The following is a 21,151-nucleotide window of genomic DNA, read 5'->3' as shown; positions in this document are numbered from 1 at the left end:
AGCCGCTTTTTCAGAGGCGTGGCTTTGCGCTTGCTGCATTCGCCGCACGCCGCGCGAGCAATTCGTCGAAGAGCGCGCGTTTCGCGGCATCGTCCAACGACCGGAAGGTCTTGATTTCCTCACGGCTTCGATAGCAGCCCCGGCACAGTCCGCTGTCCGGGTCGAGCTTGCACACGTTCGTGCAGGGCGAGCCGATGGGTTCCTGAGTCTTGGCGCGCTCGATCGTGAAGGCGAGATCGAGCGGCGTCTCTTTGTCTTGCTGAAGGTCTTGTGTGGTCGTCATAGCAATTCGCCGCGAAAGAGCGCGGCGGCTGCGGCCGGATTCGACGGCCAGTAAGCGTGCATGTAAGTGGCCGTCACCGGCCCGTGCCGATAGAGCGCTTCGCCAGTCGTGCCGGTTGTTGCGTGCGATGCGTGAAGGACGGGCTGCATCGGCGTAGCGAGCGTCGAATAGTGGAACGTATGGCCCATCATTGTGCCGTGCGTCGTGTCGACACGCTGCATCGCGAGGCGCGACAGACGGCGCTGCATCGCGGCGTCGCCGGGCAGAACGCCGAGCATGGCGTGCTTCTCGCCTTCGACATCCGTGAGCGTCTCGACAAGATAGAGCATGCCGCCGCATTCCGCGACGACCGTATTCCCACGCGCGACATGCTCCGCTATCGATGCACGCGTGCGCGCATTCGCGGCAAGCGTTGCCGCATGCAGTTCCGGATAGCCGCCGGGAAGATAGAGCGCGTGTGCATCGCGGGGTGCGGGCTCGTCGGCGAGCGGCGAGAAGGTGCTGATCGTCGCGCCCATCGCCATGAGCAAGTCGACGTTCGCCGGATAGACGAACGAAAACGCGGCGTCGCGCGCCATCGCGATATGCATTCCTTCGAGCAGACGCGGCGGCGCGGGCAACGTTGCATCGTCGAAATGAACGGAAGGCGGAAGATCGGCGAGCGTGGTTTGCGCGATTGCGTCGGCGGCGCGATCGAGGCGCGCGTCGAGACCTTCGATCTCGGCGGGCTGCGTGAGCCCGAGATGCCGTTCCGGCAGCGCGATATCGTCCGCGTTCGACACGTGGCCGCAATAGCGCAGCCCGTGTGGAATAGCCTCGGACAACATCTGCGCATGACGCGCCGACGCCACGCGATTCGCGAGCACACCATGAAACGGCACATCGTCACGATAGCGCGCGAGTCCGAACGCAATCGCGCCGAAGGTCTGCGCCATGCCGTGCGCGCCGATCACCGCGAGCACGGGCACCTTGAACGCGGCGGCGAGATCGGCGCTGCTGGGCGTGCCGTCGAAGAGACCCATCACGCCTTCGATGAGGATCAGGTCGGCTTCGCGGGCAGCCTGCGCGAGCAACGCGCGGCATGCGTCGAGACCGACCATCGAGAGATGCAGCGAATAGACCGGCGCGCCGCATGCGCGCTCGAGGATCATGGGATCGAGAAAATCGGGTCCGGTCTTGAAGACGCGCACTTTCAGGCCACGGCGCGCATGATGGCGTGCCAGCGCGGCCGTGACCGTGGTCTTGCCTTGGTGCGACGCGCTCGCGCCGATGAACAGAGCAGGGCAGGCAGGCATCGCGTTCAGAACTCGACGCCGCGTTGCGCTTTCACGCCTTGCTCGCGATACGGATGCTTCACGAGCCGCATCTCGGTGACGAGATCGGCAAGTTCGACGAGCGCGTCGGGCGCGTGGCGTCCGGTCACGACGACATGCAACATGGACGGCCGCGCTTTCAGGACTTCGAGCACTTCATCGAGCGGCAGATATTCGTATTTGAGCACCGCGTTCAGTTCGTCGAGCACGACCATCTGATAGTCGCCGCTTTCGATCATGCGGCGCGCTTCGTTCCAGCCGCGTCGCGCGGTCGCCATGTCGGCTTCGCGATCCTGCGTGTTCCAGGTGTAGCCGTCGCCCATCGTGACGAAATCGCATTGCGCGATTGCGCCGAGAAAATCGCGCTCGGACGTATGCAACGCGCCCTTGATGAACTGCACGACGCCGAGCTTCATGCCGTGACCGAGCACGCGCACGGCCATGCCGAACGCGGCCGTGGTCTTGCCTTTGCCGTTGCCGGTGTTCACGATCAAGAGGCCTTTCTCGCGATCCGCCGCTGCCTGCTTTTTCTCGTGGCCTTCCTTGCGGCGCTGGGTCATGCGCAGATGCGATTCGGTATCGGTTTTCACATGATCTCCAGTAGGAATGAGGCGTAAAGACGGCCGTATCGTACATCAGGCGACGCATCCGTTCGAGCGCGCAATGGCGTTTCAATAACGCTCAGCTAAGAAACGGCGTGCATTCTGTCTCCATCAGAAAAGCTTCCGACAAAGATCGCTTAGGGAGAAATCGATGGACAGCGTTTTGATTGCAAGCGTCGTTGGCGCTTCGGTGCTCGTGTTCTACGTGGCGCTTCTCGCGTGTTTCTGGGCGATGCGGCCGCCGCGCGAACATGGCGGCAAAAGGGGTCTGCACCGCTAAGGGCGGCGCCTCATTTTTATCTAAGTCTCGCGTGGAAATATCGCCATGACACAACGGCAGGAGTCAGGAAATGAACGCCATCTATTTATATCTGGAACTCGTCGCGCTTACCATCCTCATCTGGCAATGCCGCGATAAATTCAAGCCGCTTGTCGCTAAACCGCTCGTCGTCAAGGCGCGTGCACGAAGCGCGGCTCAAGCAATTTTTATATCGCGTTCTTAAGCGGCGCATGCATCATGGCAATTGCTACCGTTACGCCGCCATCGATTGTCTTTGGCACGATCAGCGTATCTGCGTTACCCGCAAGCAGCGCGCAGGGCTCGCATACGCCATCGACATTAAATTGCTTAGACGCGCGATGTGAAACCGCACCGCCCGGCGCCTTAACGATTTCTTCCGCGCTAAAGAAATGCAAAGGCAAACGATATCGCGCGCAAAAGGCAAGCAAACCGGCTTCGTCACGTTTAGCATCGATGCTCGCGACACATGCGATATCGCCGAACGCACGCGCGCCGAGTGCGCGACGCACGGCGCTTTCGATGGCATCGGCGCTCGCACCGCGCCTGCAGCCGATGCCGACCGCAAGCCGCATGGCGTGTTCGCATAGTTTCATCGCATGAATGCCCCATTTAAGCGCGGCCAACGATATCACACGGTTGACGCTCGCCCGCGTCGGGCCTAGACTTTCACGCAGTTTTGGTGCTCGCGCGCGGATTCTCTCGCGCGCAGTTAAACGGGAAGCAGGGCGCGTTCGAGTCGCGAGATCGAACGAACGTCAACCTGCGCTGCCCCCGCAACGGTAAGCGATCGCCGCGCGCATGAAATTCAGGCACACGGCAAACCGGCTTCGAGGCCACTGCGCAATGCGCGGGAAGGCGAAGCGGCGTGATCGTCAGCCCGGATACCGGCCAGACGAAGCGACGGGTTCGCTGCCGCGGGGATGCGGTGCGACCCACGATCCATCAAGCCGTGCGCGACTTTTTCCCGTCGTTCCGCGTTGCACTCGCATCGCGCGTATGGAGCGCACGCATCCACAGCCACGGAGCTACGATGCAAACCCGCAAGATTCCCGTCACGGTCGTGACCGGCTTTCTCGGCAGCGGCAAGACCACGTTGATGCGGCACATCCTGTCCAATGCGCGCGGCTTGCGCATTGCGGTGATCGTCAACGAGTTCGGCGAACTCGGCATCGATGGGGAAATCCTGAAGGGCTGCGGCATCGGCTGCGACGATGAAGCCGCCTCGCAAGACCGCAATCTGTACGAGCTTGCGAACGGCTGCCTGTGCTGCACCGTGCAGGAAGAGTTTTATCCGGTGATGGAGCAACTCGTCGAGCGCCGCGAACGCATCGATCACGTGCTGATCGAGACCTCGGGCCTCGCGTTGCCCAAGCCGCTCGTGCAGGCGTTCAACTGGCCGTCGATCAAAAACGCGTTCACGGTCGATGCGGTCGTCACCGTGGTCGATGGTCCCGCCGCCGCGAGCGGGCAGTTCGCGGCGAATCCCGTCGCAGTCGATGCACAGCGCCGCGCCGATCCGAATCTCGATCACGAATCGCCGCTGCACGAGTTGTTCGAAGATCAGCTTTCGTCGGCGGATCTCGTGATCGTCAACAAGACCGATCTCATGGATGCGGATGCGCTACGGAAAGTCGAAGCGCTCGTGCGTCCCGAAGTGCCGGCCGAGGTAAAGATCGTGCCCGCGCAAATGGGCAAGCTCGACGTGCATGCGCTGCTCGGGCTTGCATCGGCATCGGAAGAGACGATCCACTTGCGGCACGATCACCACGGCTCGGCGGATGATGCAGGTCACGCCGATCATCATCATGACGACTTCGATTCCGTCGTCGTGCACGCGCAGGTCGAATCGCGCGAGCAGGCGCTGGCGGCGTTGCATGCGCTCGTCGAGCAGCACACGATCTATCGCGTGAAGGGGTTCGCCGCGCTGCCGGGCGCTGCCATGCGGCTCGTCGTGCAGGGCGTCGGCCGTCGCTTTGACAGTTACTTCGACCGCCGCTGGGACGCGGGCGAAGCGCAGACGCAAAGCCGCTTCGTGCTGATCGGCGAGGACCTCGAACGCGACACGCTACAACGCGCGTTCGAAGCCGCGCTCGCAAGCGTCCCCGCCAACGCGTCCGCGCAGGCGTAACGCGATGCATCTGCTTCGCACGACACCGGGAGGCTTCGTCGACGACGCGCAGGGCGTCATGCGCATCGATCAGACGAGCGCGCCGATCGTCGTGCTCAGTTCCGCCGACACCACGCTCGCTCTGCTGGCGAGCGTGTTTCCGCGGCTGGAAGCGGGCTTTCCCGAAGTGCGGCTCGCGAATCAATCGTTTTTGCGCCAGCCCGCATCGGTCGATTTCTATGTCGACGATGTGCTGCGTCACGCGAAGGTCGTGATCGTCGATCACCTCGGCGGCGAATCGTACTGGCCTTACGGCATCGAACGGATCGTCGCGCTCGCGAAGAAAGAACGGCAACTGCTTGCCATGTTCTCGGGCGATCTCGTCGAAGACCCGAACCTCATCGGCAAGAGCACGGCAGATGCCGCGTTCTGCCGCGAGTTGTCGCGCTATCTGCGTGAAGGCGGCGCGCGCAATGCCGAGGAGTTTCTGCGGGCAATCGCGTATCGTGCATTCGGTTTCGGGCGCGAGCCTCGGCTGCCGAGTCCGTTGCCTGCGGTCGCGCTTTATCATCCGGCACGCGATATCGCCGTCATCGAAGACTGGCAGGCGCGCTGGACGAAAGGCGCGCCCGTCGTCGCGATCCTGTTTTATCGCGCGCATTTGCAGTCGGGCAACACGGCCGTGTTCGATGCGTTCATCGACGCGCTCGAAGCCCACGGCATGAATCCGTTGCCGATAGCGATCTCGTCGCTCAAGGAAAGCGTGAGCCGCGAAGTGGTCGAGCGCCTGTGCGCGGAGCATCGCGCATCGCTCGTGCTGAACACGACGGCATTCGCGGCGGGCGTGATCGGCGAGGACGCGGCATTCGAAGTCGCGGGCGATGCGCCCGTGCTGCAAGTCATTCTGAGCGGCGGCAATCGCGACGACTGGCAGAAGGACAATCACGGCCTCAACTCGCGCGATGTCGCGATGCATGTCGCGCTGCCGGAAGTCGATGGCCGCATCATCACGCGCGCGGTGAGCTTCAAGGGACTCGCGTATCACTGCAAGCATACGCAGGTCGATGTCGTGCGTTATCAGGCCGATGTCGAGCGCGTGCGTTTCGTGGCCGAACTGAGCCGGCGCTGGTGCAAGCTGCGCGATACGCCGAATGCAAACAAGCGCATCGCACTTGTGCTCGCGAACTATCCGGCGAGCGAAGGGCGCATCGGCAATGGCGTGGGACTCGACACGCCTGCATCGGCTATCGGTATTTTGTCGATGCTCGCGCGTGAGGGTTATCGCACGGGCGAAATTCCCGCGCATGGCGACGCGCTCATTGCCGCGCTGACGCAAGGCGTGACGAACGATCCCGTCGTGCGCGATCTGCGTCCTGCGCTGCAAAGCCTGTCGCTCGAAGAATATCTCGATCCGTATCGCACGCTGCCCGCCGACGCGCGCGCCGCGCTGGAACAAACGTGGGGCGCACCGGAAGACGACCCGACCGTGAGGCGCGGCCGTTTCATGATCGCGGGGTATCGCTGCGGCGAAGTTTTCATCGGCATACAACCGTCGCGTTCGCGCGAACGCAACGATTACGCGAGTTATCACGATGCCGAACTCGTGCCACCGCATGCGTATCTCGCGTTCTATTTCTGGTTGCGCGTGCGTTTTCAGGCCGATGCAATCGTGCATGTGGGCAAGCACGGCAATCTCGAATGGCTGCCGGGCAAGAGCGTCGCGCTGTCGGCATCGTGCTGGCCGGATGCGATTCTCGGGCCGATGCCGCATCTCTATCCGTTCATCGTGAACGATCCGGGCGAGGGCAGTCAGGCGAAGCGGCGCGCGCAGGCCGTCATCATCGATCATCTGATGCCGCCGCTCACGCGCGCGGAAAGCTACGGCCCGTTGCAGGATCTCGAACGTCAGGTCGATGAATACTACGAGGCGCTGATGGTCGATGCGCGCCGCGCGAAACTCTTGCGCAAGTCGATACTCGCGAACATCGTCGAGAACAGGCTGCATGAAGAACTCGGGCTCGATGCACCGCGCGATATTGTCGGCGAAGACGCATTGCTCACGCGTGCCGATGCTTACTTGTGCGAGCTGAAGGAAGCGCAAATCCGCGACGGTCTGCATGTCTTCGGCATCTCGCCGCAAGGTGTGCAAAGGCGCGACACGTTGCTCGCGCTCGGCCGCTTTCCGGTCGGCGACGCTCAAGGCGCGAACGCCAGTCTCATCACGGCGATCGCGCGCGATCTGCAACTCGGCGATGCCTTCGATCCGCTCGATGCCGACTGGGCCGCGCCATGGACCGGTCCGCGTCCGCATGCGTTACAGACGATCATCGACGCGCCGTGGCGTCATCATGGCGATACGCGCGAGCGCCTCGAATCGTTCGCTATGCAACTATTATCGGGCGATGCCGCCGCGCCCGGAGCGCAGGCATCGCTCGTGCTGCAACGCTTGCGAGAAGACGTATTGCCGCGCCTCGACGCATGCGGCCCGCAAGAGCTTTTGCAACTGAAGCGCGGCCTCGAAGGACGATTCGTGCCGCCGGGACCGAGCGGTTCTCCATCGCGCGGCAGGCCCGACGTGCTGCCTACCGGACGCAACTTCTATTCCGTCGATACGCGCGCGTTGCCGACGCAAGCCGCATGGTCGCTCGGCGTGAAGTCCGCGAATGCGCTGGTCGAGCGCCACGTGCAGGATCACGGCGATTTCCCGCGCGCGATTGGTCTGTCGGTATGGGGCACGGCGACGATGCGCACCGGCGGCGACGATATCGCGCAGGCCTTCGCATTGATCGGCGTGCGGCCCAAATGGGCGGCGGGCAGTCATCGCGTGACGGACTTCGAAATCCTGCCGATATCCATCTTCAACCGGCCGCGCATCGACGTGACCTTGCGTGTGTCGGGCTTCTTCCGCGATGCGTTCGCGAACCTCATGCATCTCTTCGATGCAGCCGTGCAGGCCGTCGCCGCACTCGACGACGAACCTGCCGACGTCAACCCGATTCGTGCACGCATTCTGCGCGAGCGCGATGAATGGATCGCACGCGGCGTCGATGCAAAGGAAGCGCGGCAACGCGCGGGCTGGCGCGTGTTCAGCACGAAGCCGGGCGCGTACGGCGCGGGCTTGCAGGAACTGATCGACGCGAAGCAGTGGCAGACCGATGCCGATCTTTCCGCCGCGTATCAAAGCACGGGCGGCTACGCGTACTCGCAATCGGGCGACGGCGTGGAAGCGCGCGCGAGCTTCGGCGCGCGGCTTTCGACCCTCGATGTCGTGCTGCATAACCAGGACAATCGCGAGCACGACCTGCTCGATTCGAACGACTATCACCAGTTTCAGGGCGGCATGATCGCGGCCGTGCGCTATCTGTCGGGCGTGCAGCCGCAGACGTATAACGCCGATCACAGCAACCCCGCCGCGCCGCGCGTGCGCACACTCAACGAGGAAATCGCGCGGGTGGTGCGCTCGCGCGTCGTCAATCCGAAATGGATCGATGGCGTGAAGCGGCACGGCTACAAGGGCGCATCCGAACTGGCCGCGACGGTCGATTATCTGTTCGGCTATGACGCGACCGCGCGCGTCGTGTCGGATCATCAATATGCACTCGTCACGGACGCTTACGTGAACGATGCCGACACGCGCGAGTTCATCGCACAGCACAATCCGCACGCGCTGCAATCGATCTGCGAGCGTCTGCTCGAAGCGATGGAGCGCGGCCTGTGGCAGAACCCTGCTGGCTATCGCGAGCAGGTCGGACATCATCTGCTCGATGTCGAACAGCGAATCGAAGGCCGACAGAATTGAACGACATCACTTTTCCCTTTACCGCGCTCGTCGGTCAGGAACCCTTGCAGCAGGCACTTTTGCTCGCGGCGGTCGATCCGTCTATCGGCGGCGTGCTCGTGAGCGGGCCGCGCGGCACGGCCAAATCGACGGCGGCGCGCGCGCTTGCGGAACTGTTGCCCGAAGGGACGCTCGTTACGTTGCCGCTCGGTGCAAGCGAAGAACAACTGATCGGCACGCTCGATATTCAAAGCGCATTGCGTGACGGCGGCGTGCAGTTTTCGCCCGGACTGCTGGCGAAGGCGCATCTCGGCGTGCTGTATGTCGATGAAGTCAATCTGTTGCCGAATCCGCTTGTCGATCAATTGCTCGATGTCGCGGCGAGCGGCGTGAATATCGTCGAGCGCGATGGCATCTCGCATCGGCATGATGCGCGTTTCGTGCTGATCGGCACGATGAATCCCGAAGAGGGCGAACTGCGGCCGCAATTGCTCGATCGCTTCGGCCTCGCCGTCGAGATGAGCAACTGCTTCGATGCGCACGCGCGCCAGCAGATCGTGAAAGCGCGGCTTGCTTTCGATGCCGATCCGAACACGTTTCGAGCGCGAAGCGAAGCGGCGCAAGCGGCGTTGAGCAAGCAGCTTCACGCGGCGCGCGCCGCGCTTGCATCATTCGATTTCGACGATGCCGTCCACGCGCATGTGAGCGCGTTGTGCATCGCCGCGCATGTCGATGGCTTGCGCGCGGACCTCGTCATGCTGCGTGCGGCGCGTGCGCTGGCTGCGCTCGAAGGCGCATCGGCCGTGACGGTCGAGCATGTCGAACGCGTTGCCGACGCGGTCTTGCAGCATCGGCGCAAGGAAGCGCAGGCGTCGTCGGACACGCAGGCTCCGCGCAACGCGAACGCGAATACGAACGCATCGAACGCATCGGATGAGGGCTACATGCCGCCCGAGCCCGCAGGCACGGCGAAGATCAAGCAAGTGAGGCCGCTCGCCGCAAAAAAAGCCTGAGCCATCGAAGGCGTGACGCGGATGCCGCAGGGCATCGTCTTCGATGGAACGATGCGCGTCCGACAGGCCGCAGCGCGGCGCGCGAAGGCGACGAAAGCGGCTCCATCGACTGGATGGCGACGCTGCGCGCCAAACGCGCCGCACGTCTCGATGCGCGCCATCTTCGTTATCGACGTCAGGAAGGCGCGGGCGCGGTGCTGCATTGTTTCGTGCTCGACTGCTCGGGTTCGATGCTCGCAGGCGAACGTCTCGCGCGCGCGAAGGGCCTGCTCGTCGCGTTGTTCGATCGCGCTTATCGCGAACGCGCGGACATCGCGCTTGTCTGCTTCGGCGGCGGACGCGCCGAAGTGCGCCGTCAGCCGGGCGCGGCGCATTGGTGGAACGAACGCTGGGTCGCGCCTATCGGCGGCGGTGGCGGCACGCCGCTTTCGCTCGGTCTGGCGAGCGCGGCGACCGTGCTCGCGCGCGCGGCGCGACGCAAGCCCACGCACCGGCGACGCCTTTGGCTGCTGACCGACGGACGCACGAACGAGCGGCCGGAGGCGCCGTCATCGGCGGATGAAATCGTCGTCGTGGATTTCGATGAGGGCGCAATCCGCGCCGGACGCTGCGCGCAACTCGCGCACGCGTGGGACGCGCAGTACGTGAGCGCCGTTGCGCTGAGCGACGGCTAGTCCGCTTCGTACCAGCGCGGCGTATAGACCCAGTCGCCGACCACGCGCGTTGTCGAGGAGCCGACGATCACCATCGTCCGCATATCGACGAGATCGCTCTTCAGCTCGCCGAGCGTGACCACACGCAAGCACTCGCCCGGCCGCCCGATGTCTCGGCCGATTACGACGGGCGTCGCTGCATCGCGATATCGCCTCACGATTTCGATCGCGCGATCGAACTGCCACGGCCGCGCCTTCGACAACGGGTTGTAGAACGCCATCACGAGGTCCGCTTCGCCCGCGTGCGCGAGACGCGTCTCGATGACGCTCCACGGCTTCAGGTTGTCGGACAGCGACAGCACGCAGAAGTCGTGACCGAGCGGTGCACCGGCGCGCGCGGCCGTTGCGAGCGATGCCGATACGCCCGGCACGATGGCAAGCCGCACCGCGCTCCACGCGGGATGCGACGCGCGTCGCTTGTCGAGCGCTTCGAGCACGGCCGCGGCCATCGCGAAGACGCCCGGATCGCCGGATGACACCACGACCACACGCCGCCCGCTGCTCGCGAGTTCGAACGCATGACGCGCGCGCTGCAACTCCTCGCGGTTGTCGGTCATATGGATGCGCTGATCGCCGCGGAACGGGCCCGCCATGCGCACGTAGGTTTCGTAGCCGAGCACGTCCTGCGCGGCGGCGAGCGCGTTGTGCGCGGCGGGCGTCATCAGTTCAACGCTGCCGGGACCGAGACCGATCACGGTCAGCGTGCCGCGTGCACGTCCGATGGCTTCGACATCGACGGGCGCGTCGTGAACCTGTAGCGCGACATCGCGCGCATGGCCAACGTCGAAGGGCGCGGCATCGCAGAAGCGTAGCGGCACATCGAGCGCGCGTGCGGCATCGGCGAGAGATTCGGAAGACATGTGACGCACGGGCGCCGCCAAGGCCGCGAGCGCGAGCGGCGCGAGTCCCTGTTCGCGCAGCGCGAGCCGCACACGTTCGGCAATATCGTCCTCGGGCGCCGTCTCGCCGATCCATGCGAGCACGCAGCGCGGATGAATCACGAGGCTGTCCGCATCGCTCGCGGCGAACGGGGTGATGCGCACGGCGAGGCGCGCATCGTCGGCGCGGGGCAGGGCGGCATTGTCGAGCCAGGGCGCGCGGCCTTCGATGCGCATCGTCTCGCCCGCCAGCAAGTCGGACACGAAGCGCTTGCCGCGTTCGAGATTCGCAAGCGCATAGCCTTCGGGCGGCGCGAGCAGGCAGAGGCCGAAGCTCAGTTCGCCGCTCGTCGTGATGGCGGGCGCGATGCCGAGCGCCGCGCCGATCTCGCGGGCCAGCACATTCACGCCGCGCACGCCGCCCAGCAGCGGCACGACCGCGCTGCCGTCGTGAGCAACCGCAAGCACGGGCGGCTCCACGCTTTTGTCGGCGAGCAGCGGCGCCAGCGCGCGTATCACGATGCCCGCCGAGCACAACGCGACGACCGGCGCGCCCGCTGCGTAAAGATCGCGCAGATGCGCGCCGAAGTCCTCATACGCGATGTCGGCGTTCACGCGGCTCGCGAGACCATGCACGCGCGAGTCCGGAAAGCGCGCCTGAATGCGCCGCGCGGTATCGAGCGCGCCCGCGCCGAGCACGACGATCGCCATCGGCATTGCAGTGTTCAAGCCTGCCATTTCTTCCCCGGCACGACGAGCAAGGAAAAATACGGCGACGCCATCGGATCGACATCATCGAGCGGCACGATGCGCTGATTCGCCATCGTCGCGCGCTCGACGTAAAGAGCGCGATCGTCGAGGCCGAGTTCGGCGAGCACGCGCCGCACTTTCTCGAAGTTGCGCCCGAGCTTCATGATGACCGCCGCATCGGCGGCTTCGAGACGGCGCTTCAGTTCGTCTTCCGGCAGCACGCCCGACAGCACCGACAGACTCTGATTGCGATACACGAGCGGCACGCCGAGCACCGCGACGCCGCCGAGCATCGAGCACACGCCCGGCACGACCTGCGCTTCGAAACGTGTCGCCAGGCGATCGTGCAGATACATGTACGAGCCGTAAAAGAACGGATCGCCTTCGCAGATCACCGCGACGTCGCGTCCCGCTTCGAGATGCCCGGAGATCGTGAGCGCGGCTTCGTCGTAGAAGGCGCTGATGATCGTCTCGTAGCACAGCGGCGGTTCGAGCGCTTCCGTCGTCACCGGATAGACGAGCGGCAGGCGCGTTTGCGTATCGTCGAGATGCGACTCGATGATGCCGAACGCGTTGCCCTTCTTGCCCTTCGCGACGAAATACGCGACCACCGGCGCGGCTTTCAACAGCCGCAACGCTTTCACGGTGATCAGTTCCGGGTCACCGGGCCCGACGCCCAGACCATGCAGACGTCCGCGCATCATTCTGCCTCCGCGGCGAGCGCGTTCACGGCCGCGGCCGCCATCGCGCTGCCGCCGCGCCGGCCGAGCAATGCGACGAAGGGCACGCCGCGGCTGTCGGCGGCGAGCAGCGCCTTCGATTCCGCCGCGCCGATGAAACCCACCGGAAAGCCGAGAATCAGCGCGGGCTTCGGTGCGCCGGCATCGAGCATGTCGAGCAGATGAAACAGCGCGGTCGGCGCATTGCCGATGGCGACGATCGCGCCGCCAAGGTCCGGCCGCCACAGTTCGAGCGCGGCGGCCGAGCGCGTGTTCGCCATAGCGCGGGCGCGCTCGGGCACGGACGGATCGCTCAGCGTGCAGATCACGCGATTGTCCGCGGGCAGCCGCGCGCGCGTGATGCCCTCGGCGACCATGCGCGCGTCGCACAGAATCGGCGCACCCGCGGCGAGCGCACGGCGGCCCGCTGCGCCCGCGCCGTCGGAAAAACGCAGATCGGTCGCGATATCGACCATGCCGCACGCGTGGATCAGGCGCACGGCGAGTTTCTCCAGATCGGCGGGAATGGTGGCGAGGTCGGCTTCGGCGCGGATCGTCGCGAACGACTGGCGATAGATCTCCGCGCCGTCGCGGATGTAGTCAGGCATCGGCATGGCTCCGGGCGAGCCGTTCGGCCGCCTCTTCGATGGTCAGATTGCAGGCGACGATGCATTCGCCGCGATACAGGTCGTAGTGGCCCGGCGCGCGTGCGAGCAGCGTCGCGGAAACGGGATGCGCCGCCGCGCAGGAACGCTCGCAGCCGCTCAGATGCACCTGCGCCGTGTCGTGCGCGGGCAGCAGCGGGGCGAGCCGATGCGCGTCGGCTTTGGTATCGGCGCGGCTCTTCGCGCAGCCTGCGGAACCGGCGCACGCGATCAGGCGCGCGAACGGCTCGCGCGGATCGGTCGCGAGTCCGAGCGCGTGAAGGCGTTGCAGCGCTTCGTCCGTGTCGTGCGGCGAAATGCCGGGAAGCAGCACGCTTTGCCACGGCGTCATGACGAGATGGCCGTCGCCGTGTTGGTGCGCGAAGGAATCGGCGAGATCGGCGAGGGCGTCGAGCGTGGCGGCGTCAAGGCGGCCGAGCGCGGTCTGCGCGCCCGCATACCACGTCGCGCATTGCGGTTCCGGGTGCGCGCCGAGACGCAGCGTGGCATCGGCGGGAGCGCGGCGCCATGGTGCGATATCGGCGTCGAATTCGAGCGCTTCGAGAAAATGCCTCACGCCGACGCGCGCGAGCAAGTCACGCATGCGATGTTCTTCCGGCGTCGCGAGCGCGAGAAACCTGCGCAGCACGCGCGTCACGAACGCGACGACATCGCCGCGTGCAATCGCGCCGAACGCGGGCGCATCGGCGGCGTGGAGCGGCATCGTGCCCGCGAGGCCGAACGTGAAACGCGCGCCGTCGTCGGTGGCGGCAAGCCATAGATCGTGCGGATGACCGAGCATCGCGAGGCGCTCGCCGCCGTCGAACTGCAACGCGAATTTCGGCGACAGCGCGTGCAGCGCGGCATCGGCCTGCAACGCATCGACGATGCGCGCGGCGAGCGCACGCGTGCCGTCGCTGGCGAGCGGGCTCAGCATCACGTTGCGGAGGTCGTCGCCGCTCGCGGTTGCCGGACCGAGACCGGCATCGAACGCGATCTCGACGAGCGCGGCGTGAGCGTCGTCGCGTATGCCGCGCAGTTGCAGGTTCGCGCGATTGGTCACTTCGATCACGCCCGAGCCGCACGTACGCGCCGCGTGCGCCACGGCCCGCGCCGCGCGTGCGCTCAGCTGGCCGCCCGGAAGACGCAGGCGCGCGAGCCCGCCATCGCGCGCGGGCACGATGCGCATGAGCCCCGGACACGCGGATGCGCGTGGAGCGGTCACGGACGCTGAACGGTCGGACGAAGTCAAAAGCATGGCCCAAAGGGCTTCGCGCGTCATGAGCGAACCGGTACACCCCGCCCGGTCGGCGTCGCGCGAATGCGGTGGGTCGGCAGGTCTCTTGGCTGGCAGGTCTTCATTCGCGCCGGCCTTCCCGGTAAAAACCAGTGGCAGTGGAGCGCGGACTCGCTGCGTACAATTGCGGGGGCAGCCACAGTTTTGCTGTGTTCCCTCTTAGGCTCCTTATTGGAGCACCGACGGACCTGTATTATGCCCGCTTTTATCATCGTTCCGGCCGCCTGCAGGCCTTGCGGCGCGCATCCGGAGCATCAGGAAGGAGATGCCGCATGTCGACCTGGCTGACCGTCGTGGGTATCGGCGAGGACGGCTGGCACGGCCTCTCGCGTGCCGCGCGCCGGGCGCTCCTGGAGGCGCATTCGATTCACGGCGGCGAGCGCCATCTCGCGTTCCTGCCGACGCGCATCGCCGCGCGCCGCGTCCCGTGGCCCAAACCCTTTTCACTCGATGCCGTGCTCGCCGAGCGCGGCGACGGCAGCGCGCGCGTCTGCGTGCTCGCGAGCGGCGACCCGATGTGTTTCGGCGTCGGCGCAACGCTTGCGCGCGAAGTCGCCGACGGCGAGATGCGCGTCATTCCCGCGCCTTCGTCGCTGTCGCTCGCGGCGGCGCGTCTGCGCTGGCCGTTGCAGGACGCGGCGTGCGTGTCGCTGGTCGGGCGGCCGGTGGCGTCGCTGCTCGCAAGCGTGCATCGCGGCGCGCGTCTGATCGTGCTGAGCGCCGACGGCACGACGCCCGCCGCCGTCGCCGCGCTTTTGACCGCGCGCGGCTTCGGCGCGAGCCGCATGACCGTGTTCGAGCATCTCGGCGGCCCGTCCGAGCGCCGTATCGACGAACGTGCCGACGACTGGCGCGAGCCACAGGTCGCGGCGCTCAATCTCGTCGCGATCGACTGCCGCACGCACGCGGGACATGCGGGGCCGCCGCTCACGCCGGGACTGCCCGACGACGCCTATCGCCACGACGGCCAGCTCACCAAGCGCGACGTGCGCGCCGTGACGCTCGCGCATCTCGCGCCGCAGCCGGGCGAACTGCTGTGGGACGTGGGCGCGGGCTGCGGCTCGATCGGCATCGAATGGATGCGCGCGCACCACGCTTGCCGCGCGATCGCCATCGAGGCGAACGAGGGCCGGCAGCGTCTCGTCGAATACAACCGCGATGCGCTCGGCGTGCCCGCGCTGCAACTCGTGAAGGGCGAAGCGCCGGCCGCGCTCGACGGCCTGCCCGCGCCCGACGCGGTGTTCATCGGCGGCGGACTGACCGCGCCCGGCGTGCTCGATGCGTGCTGGTCGCGTCTGCGTCAGGGCGGACGGCTCGTCGCGAACGCGGTCACGCTGCAAAGCGAAATGGCGCTGGTCGACTGGCGCGCGCGGCATGGCGGCGAGCTGACGCGCATCGGCATCGCGCAGGCGGAGCCGCTCGGCAGCTTCGATACGTGGCGGCCCGCGTTGCCGATCACGCTGCTGCACGCGAGCAAGCCGTAATGCGCGACGAAACGCCCGAGCAGCCCGCGCCCCTGCGCAGCGGCTACACGACAGGAAGCTGCGCGACCGCGACGAGTCTCGCGGCCGCGCGCCTGCTGTTGCTGGGCGAGACGAGCGAGCGCGCGGAGATCGTGCTGCCGAAGGGCCGGCGCGTGACGATGTCGCTTTCGTTCTGCCGTCGCGTGTCCGGCCCGGACGATGAAGCCGAAGCCGGCGTCATCAAAGACGCAGGCGACGATCCGGACGTGACCCACGGCGCGCTCGTGTTCGCGCGCGTGCGCCTCGCGGCGGAAGCGGGCGTGCGCTTCCACGCGGCGGACGGCGTCGGCACCGTAACGCGCGCGGGACTCGCGCTCGCGATCGGCGAGCCGGCGATCAATCCCGTGCCGCGCAAAATGATGACCGAACATCTGGAAACGCTCGCCGCGAACAGCGGTTTCGGCGGCGGTTTCGACGTCAGCATCGGCGTGGAAAACGGCGCGGCGCTGGCACTGAAGACGATGAATCCGCGCTTGGGCATCGTCGGCGGTTTGTCGATACTCGGCACGACCGGCATCGTCAGACCGTTTTCGTGCTCGGCGTATATCGCGTCGATTCATCAGGGTATCGATGTTGCGCGGGCGAACGGTTATCGGCATATCGCCGCGTGCACCGGCAACCAGAGCGAAGACGCGATGCGCGCGCACTACGGCTTGCCGGATATCGCGTTGATCGAAATGGGCGATTTCGCGGGCGCCGTGCTCAAGCATCTGCGCCGCGCGCATGTCGAGAAGTTGAGCCTGTGCGGCGGTTTCGGCAAGTTGTCGAAGCTGGCGGCGGGGCACATGGACCTGCATAGCCGCAACTCCAGCATCGACTTGCCGATGCTCGCCGTCTGGGCCGCCGATGCGGGCGCGAGTGCCGCGCTCCAGGCCGCGATTCGCGCCGCCAACACGAGCCAGGAAGCGCTCGCGCTGGCGCGTGCGGAAGGCATCGCGCTCGGCGATATCGTGTGCGCGCGGGCGCGCGGCGTCGCGCTCGATGTGCTGCCGCCGGGCATCGTCGTCGAGACGTTTGCGATCGACCGGCAGGGGCGTATCGTCGGGAGCGCGGCATGACGCGCGTGCTGCTGCTCGGCGGCACCGGCGACGCGCTCGCCATCGCGCGCGGTCTTTCCGCCGCGCACGTGTACAGCCTCGCGGGCCTCGGGCGCGTGCCGGTCGATCTCGCGTGTTCGGTGCGCGTCGGCGGGTTTGGCGGCATCGACGGACTCGTCGGCTATCTGCGTGCCGAGGCGATCACGCTCGTCGTCGATGCGACGCATCCGTATGCCGCGCAAATGAGCCGTCACGCGCACGCCGCCTGCGCGATTGCGCGCGTGCCGCTGTGGGCGGTGCGCCGTCCCGCGTGGCAGCCGCAGCCGGGCGACGACTGGCGCGAGGCGGCGGACTGGCGGGAGATCGTCGAGCGTATCGCGACGTTTCAACGGCCGCTTTTCACGCTCGGTCGCGAGCCGCTCGCGCATCTGGACGACATTCCGTCGTCGCAATACTGGACCGTGCGCTGCCTGGACGCGCATCCCGGCAACGAACGCGCGCGTATCGTCGATGCACGCGGCCCGTTCGATCTCGCAGGCGAACGCGTACTGTTCGACGATGCGCGTATCGATGTCGTCATCAGCAAAAATAGCGGCGGGCGCGCGACGGAAGCGAAGCTGGCGGTCGCGCGCGAGCGGCGCTTGCCGGTCGTGATGCTCGCGCGTCCCGCGCTGCCCGACGTCGAACGCAGCTTCGTCGATGCCGCCAGCGCCCTCGACGCCCTCCGACACTGCCTCGAAACATGACCGTCTACTTTATCGGCGCCGGACCCGGCGATCCGGAACTCATCACCGTCAAGGGCCAGCGGCTCGTCCGCACGTGTCCCGTGATTCTCTATGCCGGCTCGCTCGTGCCGAAGGAAGTGCTCGACGGCCATCGCGCGCACACCTGTGTCGATACGGCCGAACTCGATCTCGATGCAATCGTCGCGCTCCTGCAAGACGCGCACGCGAACGGTCAGGATGTCGCGCGCGTGCATTCCGGCGATCCGTCGCTCTATGGCGCGATCGGCGAGCAGATGCGCAGGCTCGATGCGCTTGGCGTTCCGTACGAGATCGTGCCGGGCGTGACGGCGGCGGCTGCGTCGGCGGCGGCGCTCAAACGCGAGCTGACGCTGCCCGGCATCGCACAGACGGTGATCCTCACGCGCTACGCGACGAAGACGCCGATGCCGCCCGGCGAGTCGCTGGCCGATCTGGCGCGCCATCGCGCGACGCTCGCGATTCATCTCGGCGTGCGACATATCGAGCGTATCGTCGCCGATCTTCTGCCGCATTACGGCGCGGATTGCCCGGTCGCGGTCGTGTTCCGCGCGAGCTGGCCGGATGAGATGCGCGTTGCGGGCACGCTCGCGGACATCGCGCCGAAAGTGCGCGCGGCGGGCGTCGAGCGCACGGCGATGATTCTCGTCGGCCGCGTGCTAGACGCTGACAATTTCGCCGATTCCACGCTCTACGGCGGCGACTGAGCACAGCATGCGCGATCTCGACGCCGTGTTCGCCGCGCTCGCGAAATCCACATTCCGGCGACGCTTCGCACTCGGCATGCGCGAAGGCAGGTACCTGCGGGAAAAGGGAGTGGAGACGGTGATTGCGCAGGCGCATGTGCTGATCGGCAAGCGCCTCGCGCCCGAGGTTCCCGCGAACGACGGCAAGCAGACGCCGTTTCGAGGGCATCCGGTGTTCATCGCGCAGCACGCGACGGCGACGTGCTGCCGCGCGTGCCTCGCCAAATGGCACGGCATCGCGGCGGGCAAGACGCTCGATGAAGCGGAGCGCCGGCATGTCGTCGATGCAATCGAGCGGTGGCTGCGCGCGCAGCCTTTGCCGATGGCGTCGGCCCCGGCGCACGAGAATCCGCAGCGCGAACTGCCGTTCTGAGCGTCGGTGCTGACCGTCAGTGCGGATGCCGCGCCGCCGCCGCGCGTCCTTTCGCCCGCCGCGCCAGCATGTTCAGGCCTTCGACCAGCGCCGAGAACGCCATCGCCGCATAGATGTAGCCCTTCGGCACGTGCGAGCCGAAGCCTTCGGCGATCAGCGTCATGCCGATCACGAGCAGGAAGCCGAGCGCGAGCATGACGATCGTCGGATTGCGTTCGATAAAGCGCGACAGCGGTCCCGCCGCGAACAGCATGACGGCGACCGCGGCGATTACCGCCACGAACATGATCGGAATGTGCTCGGTCATGCCGACCGCCGTCACGATGCTGTCGATCGAAAACACGAGATCGAGCAGCAGGATCTGGCCGATCGCGGACAGCGGCGTCAGGCGCTTGCCGGCATCGCCGGTGGCGTGGCCGTCGGCGTCGTGGGTGACGTGGTGGCGGATTTCCGTCGTCGCTTTCCATACGAGAAACGCGCCGCCCGCAATCAGAATCAGGTCGCGCCACGAGAAGCCGTGTCCGAACGCCTCAAAGATCGGCGTGGTCAGCCGCACGATCAGCGCGACCGTGCCGAGCAACCCGAGTCGCATGACGAGCGCCAGCGCAATGCCGATGCGCTGCGTGCGCGCCCGGTGCTCGGGGGGCAGCTTGTTGGTCAGGATCGAAATGAAGATGAGATTGTCGATGCCGAGCACGACCTCCATCACGACGAGCGTCGCGAGGGCGGCCCAGGCGGCGGGATCGGCGAGAAGGGCGACGAGATAGTCCATATGGGTCGAGGCGTTCGTGTTGGAGAGGCGTGATCTTAGCGCGACCGGCCATGCAATTGAAAGGAACTTGAAAACATCATAAGAGCCAAATTGCTGGGTTCGATATGCCTCTTTGCTCGCCGGTAACTGCTCGTAACGAATTATGGCCATCGGCCACAAATGCCGGATTCGAAAAGCATTTTTTACGTCGATTCCGATGCTGCGCTGCACCGTTTACGGGTAAACTCCTATCCTCTCGTGCTGCGTGTTTGCGGCCGCCGTTCAACCTCCTGCATCGCAGGAACGAAACTCACGTCAAGCCGCATGCAGGGAAAATCTCAACGTCTCGTGGAACTGGACTTCTTCCGGGGACTGGTACTGCTCATCATCGTCGTCGATCACATCGGCGGCAGCATGCTCTCGCGCTTCACGCTGCATTCGTTCGCGCTGAACGACGCCGCCGAAGTCTTCGTGTTTCTCGGCGGCTTCGCCACGGCCACCGCTTATGTGTCGCTTGCCGAGAAACGTTCGGAGAGCGCGGCGCGCAGGCGCTTCGTCAAGCGGGCATTCGAACTGTACCGCGCGTTTCTCGTCACCGCCGCGCTCATGCTGCTCGCGACGTTCCTGCTGCGGCCCTTTTTCGGGCATGCGCCGAATCTCGCGCTGCACGATCTCGATACGCTCATCTCCGAGCCGGTCGCATCCATCGCGCAGATTCTCACGTTCGAACGCCAGCCGTATCTCGCCGCCGTCCTGCCGATGTACGCGCTCTTCGCGCTCGCCGTGCCGCTCGTGTTGCCGCTGGCGCGCAGCAAGCCGTGGCTGCTGCTGGGCTTGAGCCTCGCGCTCTGGGCGTTCGCGGCGCAGGTCGGCGAACACATGCCTTCCGTCGACGACAATCTCTGGGACTTCAACCCCGCCGCCTGGCAATTGATGTTCGTGCTCGGCGTGCTGGCGCGCTGCCAGCCGATCTACCAGCGCGTGAGCGCGCACCGCTTCGGCTGGCTCGTGAGCGCGGGCGCCGTCGCGCTGATTGCCGGCATGGCGTATTACAAGCTGCTGGTGCTGCCGCCCGTGCTGGACAGCGCATTCAAGCGCGATCTGGCGGGCCCGCGCGTCGTCAATTTTCTGGCGATTGCATGGATCGCGACCAATCTCGCGCGTTACGGCGTCATCAAGGAAGTGGCTACGCGCCTGCCGTGGATCGGTGCGCTCGGGCGTGACGGCATGGTTTCGTTCGTCGCGGGCACGGTGATTTCGCTGGTCGTCGACTCGATTCTGTTCACGCTGACAGACGGTCTCATCAACGTGCCGGCCGGGCTTGCCGCCGATGCCATCGCGATCAGCGCGCTGCTTTCCGTGCCGCGCGTGCATCAATCGGTCGCGATGTGGCTCGGTACCCGTCGTCCGATTCCTGCGCCGACGCGCGCGGCGGTCGCTGCCGCTGAAAACCGCGCAGTGCGCTAAACCTGTAAGAAGAAGAGCGGGCACACGTTGCCCGCTCTTTTTTCACTAGAATTCGCAACTAACGGTCTTTGGGTTCGCCGCCCGCAAAAGCAGCG

General features: G+C 66.0%; 20 protein-coding genes and 2 riboswitches. Of the genes, 11 read left to right on the top strand and 9 right to left on the bottom strand.

Annotation, left to right across the window (positions count from 1 at the left end; all coding sequences use genetic code 11):
- Nucleotides 1-10: 10 nt before the first annotated feature.
- From BRPE64_RS18375 to cobO, 3 genes are read right to left on the bottom strand one after another with little or no spacing between them, the layout of a single operon-like run.
- Complete coding sequence (locus BRPE64_RS18375; protein ID WP_016355012.1) at nucleotides 11-283, bottom strand: DUF1289 domain-containing protein; 273 nt, start codon at nucleotides 281-283, stop codon at nucleotides 11-13.
- Nucleotides 280-1,578: a cobyrinate a,c-diamide synthase gene (locus tag BRPE64_RS18370; RefSeq protein WP_016355011.1), complete on the bottom strand. Its 1,299-nt coding sequence runs from the start codon at nucleotides 1,576-1,578 to the stop codon at nucleotides 280-282. The genes BRPE64_RS18375 and BRPE64_RS18370 overlap by 4 nt, the downstream gene beginning before the upstream one ends.
- A 5-nt stretch (nucleotides 1,579-1,583) precedes the next feature.
- On the bottom strand, nucleotides 1,584-2,186 hold the full coding sequence (gene cobO, locus BRPE64_RS18365) for a cob(I)yrinic acid a,c-diamide adenosyltransferase (protein ID WP_016355010.1): 603 nt from the start codon (nucleotides 2,184-2,186) through the stop codon (nucleotides 1,584-1,586).
- A gap of 362 nt (nucleotides 2,187-2,548) precedes the next feature.
- Here cobO and BRPE64_RS33235 point away from each other — a divergent pair, with 362 nt between their 5' ends.
- Entirely contained in the window at nucleotides 2,549-2,701 is a 153-nt protein-coding gene (locus tag BRPE64_RS33235) for a hypothetical protein (RefSeq protein ID WP_016355008.1), read from the top strand.
- Here BRPE64_RS33235 and BRPE64_RS32390 read toward each other — a convergent pair.
- Nucleotides 2,685-3,008: a cobalamin biosynthesis protein gene (locus BRPE64_RS32390; protein WP_232519239.1), complete on the bottom strand. Its 324-nt coding sequence runs from the start codon at nucleotides 3,006-3,008 to the stop codon at nucleotides 2,685-2,687. The two genes, BRPE64_RS33235 and BRPE64_RS32390, sit on opposite strands and share 17 nt — an antisense overlap.
- A gap of 152 nt (nucleotides 3,009-3,160) precedes the next feature.
- Nucleotides 3,161-3,406, top strand: a riboswitch (cobalamin riboswitch).
- 123 nt (nucleotides 3,407-3,529) lie between these two features.
- On the opposite strand from BRPE64_RS32390, the gene cobW reads away from it, so the two are divergent.
- The 4 genes from cobW (at nucleotide 3,530) to BRPE64_RS18340 (ending at nucleotide 10,071) form a co-directional block, all read left to right on the top strand.
- A complete protein-coding gene (cobW, locus tag BRPE64_RS18355) occupies nucleotides 3,530-4,627 on the top strand; it encodes a cobalamin biosynthesis protein CobW (protein ID WP_044042447.1) in 1,098 nt (365 codons plus the stop codon).
- Between the two features lie 4 nt (nucleotides 4,628-4,631).
- Nucleotides 4,632-8,405, top strand: a complete 3,774-nt coding sequence (gene cobN, locus BRPE64_RS18350; protein ID WP_016355005.1) for a cobaltochelatase subunit CobN — start codon at nucleotides 4,632-4,634, stop codon at nucleotides 8,403-8,405.
- A complete protein-coding gene (locus tag BRPE64_RS18345) occupies nucleotides 8,402-9,397 on the top strand; it encodes an ATP-binding protein (RefSeq protein ID WP_016355004.1) in 996 nt (331 codons plus the stop codon). Before cobN ends, BRPE64_RS18345 begins: the two co-directional genes overlap by 4 nt.
- 113 nt (nucleotides 9,398-9,510) lie before the next feature.
- A complete protein-coding gene (locus BRPE64_RS18340) occupies nucleotides 9,511-10,071 on the top strand; it encodes a vWA domain-containing protein (protein WP_016355003.1) in 561 nt (186 codons plus the stop codon).
- Here the strand turns inward: BRPE64_RS18340 and cobJ are convergent.
- Genes cobJ through cobG form a run of 4 tightly spaced genes read right to left on the bottom strand, consistent with a single transcriptional unit; the run spans nucleotide 10,068 to nucleotide 14,326 of the window.
- Nucleotides 10,068-11,705 carry a precorrin-3B C(17)-methyltransferase gene (gene cobJ / locus BRPE64_RS18335; RefSeq protein WP_016355002.1) on the bottom strand — a complete coding sequence of 546 codons (1,638 nt, stop codon included), beginning with the start codon at nucleotides 11,703-11,705 and terminating at the stop codon, nucleotides 10,068-10,070. The two genes, BRPE64_RS18340 and cobJ, sit on opposite strands and share 4 nt — an antisense overlap.
- Nucleotides 11,706-11,713: 8 nt before the next feature.
- Nucleotides 11,714-12,442, bottom strand: coding sequence for a precorrin-2 C(20)-methyltransferase (locus BRPE64_RS18330; protein WP_016355001.1), 729 nt, complete (start codon nucleotides 12,440-12,442; stop codon nucleotides 11,714-11,716).
- Nucleotides 12,439-13,065: a precorrin-8X methylmutase gene (locus BRPE64_RS18325; RefSeq protein ID WP_016355000.1), complete on the bottom strand. Its 627-nt coding sequence runs from the start codon at nucleotides 13,063-13,065 to the stop codon at nucleotides 12,439-12,441. Before BRPE64_RS18325 ends, BRPE64_RS18330 begins: the two co-directional genes overlap by 4 nt.
- Nucleotides 13,058-14,326 (bottom strand): precorrin-3B synthase, encoded by a 1,269-nt coding sequence (gene cobG, locus BRPE64_RS18320; RefSeq protein ID WP_232519238.1) that lies wholly within the window; start codon nucleotides 14,324-14,326, stop codon nucleotides 13,058-13,060. Before cobG ends, BRPE64_RS18325 begins: the two co-directional genes overlap by 8 nt.
- Before the next feature lie 91 nt (nucleotides 14,327-14,417).
- Nucleotides 14,418-14,597, bottom strand: a riboswitch (cobalamin riboswitch).
- Between the two features lie 73 nt (nucleotides 14,598-14,670).
- Between cobG and BRPE64_RS18315 the strand changes: the two genes are divergently transcribed.
- The 5 genes from BRPE64_RS18315 to BRPE64_RS18295 are packed head-to-tail and all read left to right on the top strand — an operon-like array spanning nucleotide 14,671 to nucleotide 18,838.
- A complete protein-coding gene (locus BRPE64_RS18315) occupies nucleotides 14,671-15,882 on the top strand; it encodes a bifunctional cobalt-precorrin-7 (C(5))-methyltransferase/cobalt-precorrin-6B (C(15))-methyltransferase (RefSeq protein ID WP_016354998.1) in 1,212 nt (403 codons plus the stop codon).
- Nucleotides 15,882-16,979 carry a cobalt-precorrin-5B (C(1))-methyltransferase gene (locus BRPE64_RS18310; RefSeq protein WP_016354997.1) on the top strand — a complete coding sequence of 366 codons (1,098 nt, stop codon included), beginning with the start codon at nucleotides 15,882-15,884 and terminating at the stop codon, nucleotides 16,977-16,979. Before BRPE64_RS18315 ends, BRPE64_RS18310 begins: the two co-directional genes overlap by 1 nt.
- Nucleotides 16,976-17,704 carry a cobalt-precorrin-6A reductase gene (locus BRPE64_RS18305; protein WP_016354996.1) on the top strand — a complete coding sequence of 243 codons (729 nt, stop codon included), beginning with the start codon at nucleotides 16,976-16,978 and terminating at the stop codon, nucleotides 17,702-17,704. The genes BRPE64_RS18310 and BRPE64_RS18305 overlap by 4 nt, the downstream gene beginning before the upstream one ends.
- Complete coding sequence (gene cobM / locus BRPE64_RS18300) at nucleotides 17,701-18,426, top strand: precorrin-4 C(11)-methyltransferase (protein ID WP_016354995.1); 726 nt, start codon at nucleotides 17,701-17,703, stop codon at nucleotides 18,424-18,426. The genes BRPE64_RS18305 and cobM overlap by 4 nt, the downstream gene beginning before the upstream one ends.
- Nucleotides 18,427-18,433: 7 nt before the next feature.
- Nucleotides 18,434-18,838 (top strand): DUF4186 domain-containing protein, encoded by a 405-nt coding sequence (locus BRPE64_RS18295; protein ID WP_016354994.1) that lies wholly within the window; start codon nucleotides 18,434-18,436, stop codon nucleotides 18,836-18,838.
- A 16-nt stretch (nucleotides 18,839-18,854) separates the two neighbouring features.
- Here BRPE64_RS18295 and BRPE64_RS18290 read toward each other — a convergent pair whose 3' ends face one another.
- A complete protein-coding gene (locus BRPE64_RS18290) occupies nucleotides 18,855-19,610 on the bottom strand; it encodes a TerC family protein (RefSeq protein ID WP_016354993.1) in 756 nt (251 codons plus the stop codon).
- Between the two features lie 303 nt (nucleotides 19,611-19,913).
- On the opposite strand from BRPE64_RS18290, the gene BRPE64_RS18285 reads away from it, so the two are divergent.
- Complete coding sequence (locus BRPE64_RS18285; protein WP_044042445.1) at nucleotides 19,914-21,056, top strand: OpgC domain-containing protein; 1,143 nt, start codon at nucleotides 19,914-19,916, stop codon at nucleotides 21,054-21,056.
- The last annotated feature ends 95 nt before the right edge of the window (nucleotides 21,057-21,151 follow it).

The organism is Caballeronia insecticola (genome assembly GCF_000402035.1).
GTDB classification, from domain to species: Bacteria; Pseudomonadota; Gammaproteobacteria; order Burkholderiales; family Burkholderiaceae; genus Caballeronia; species Caballeronia insecticola.
This window is presented reverse-complemented; position numbering and strand designations above follow the sequence as displayed.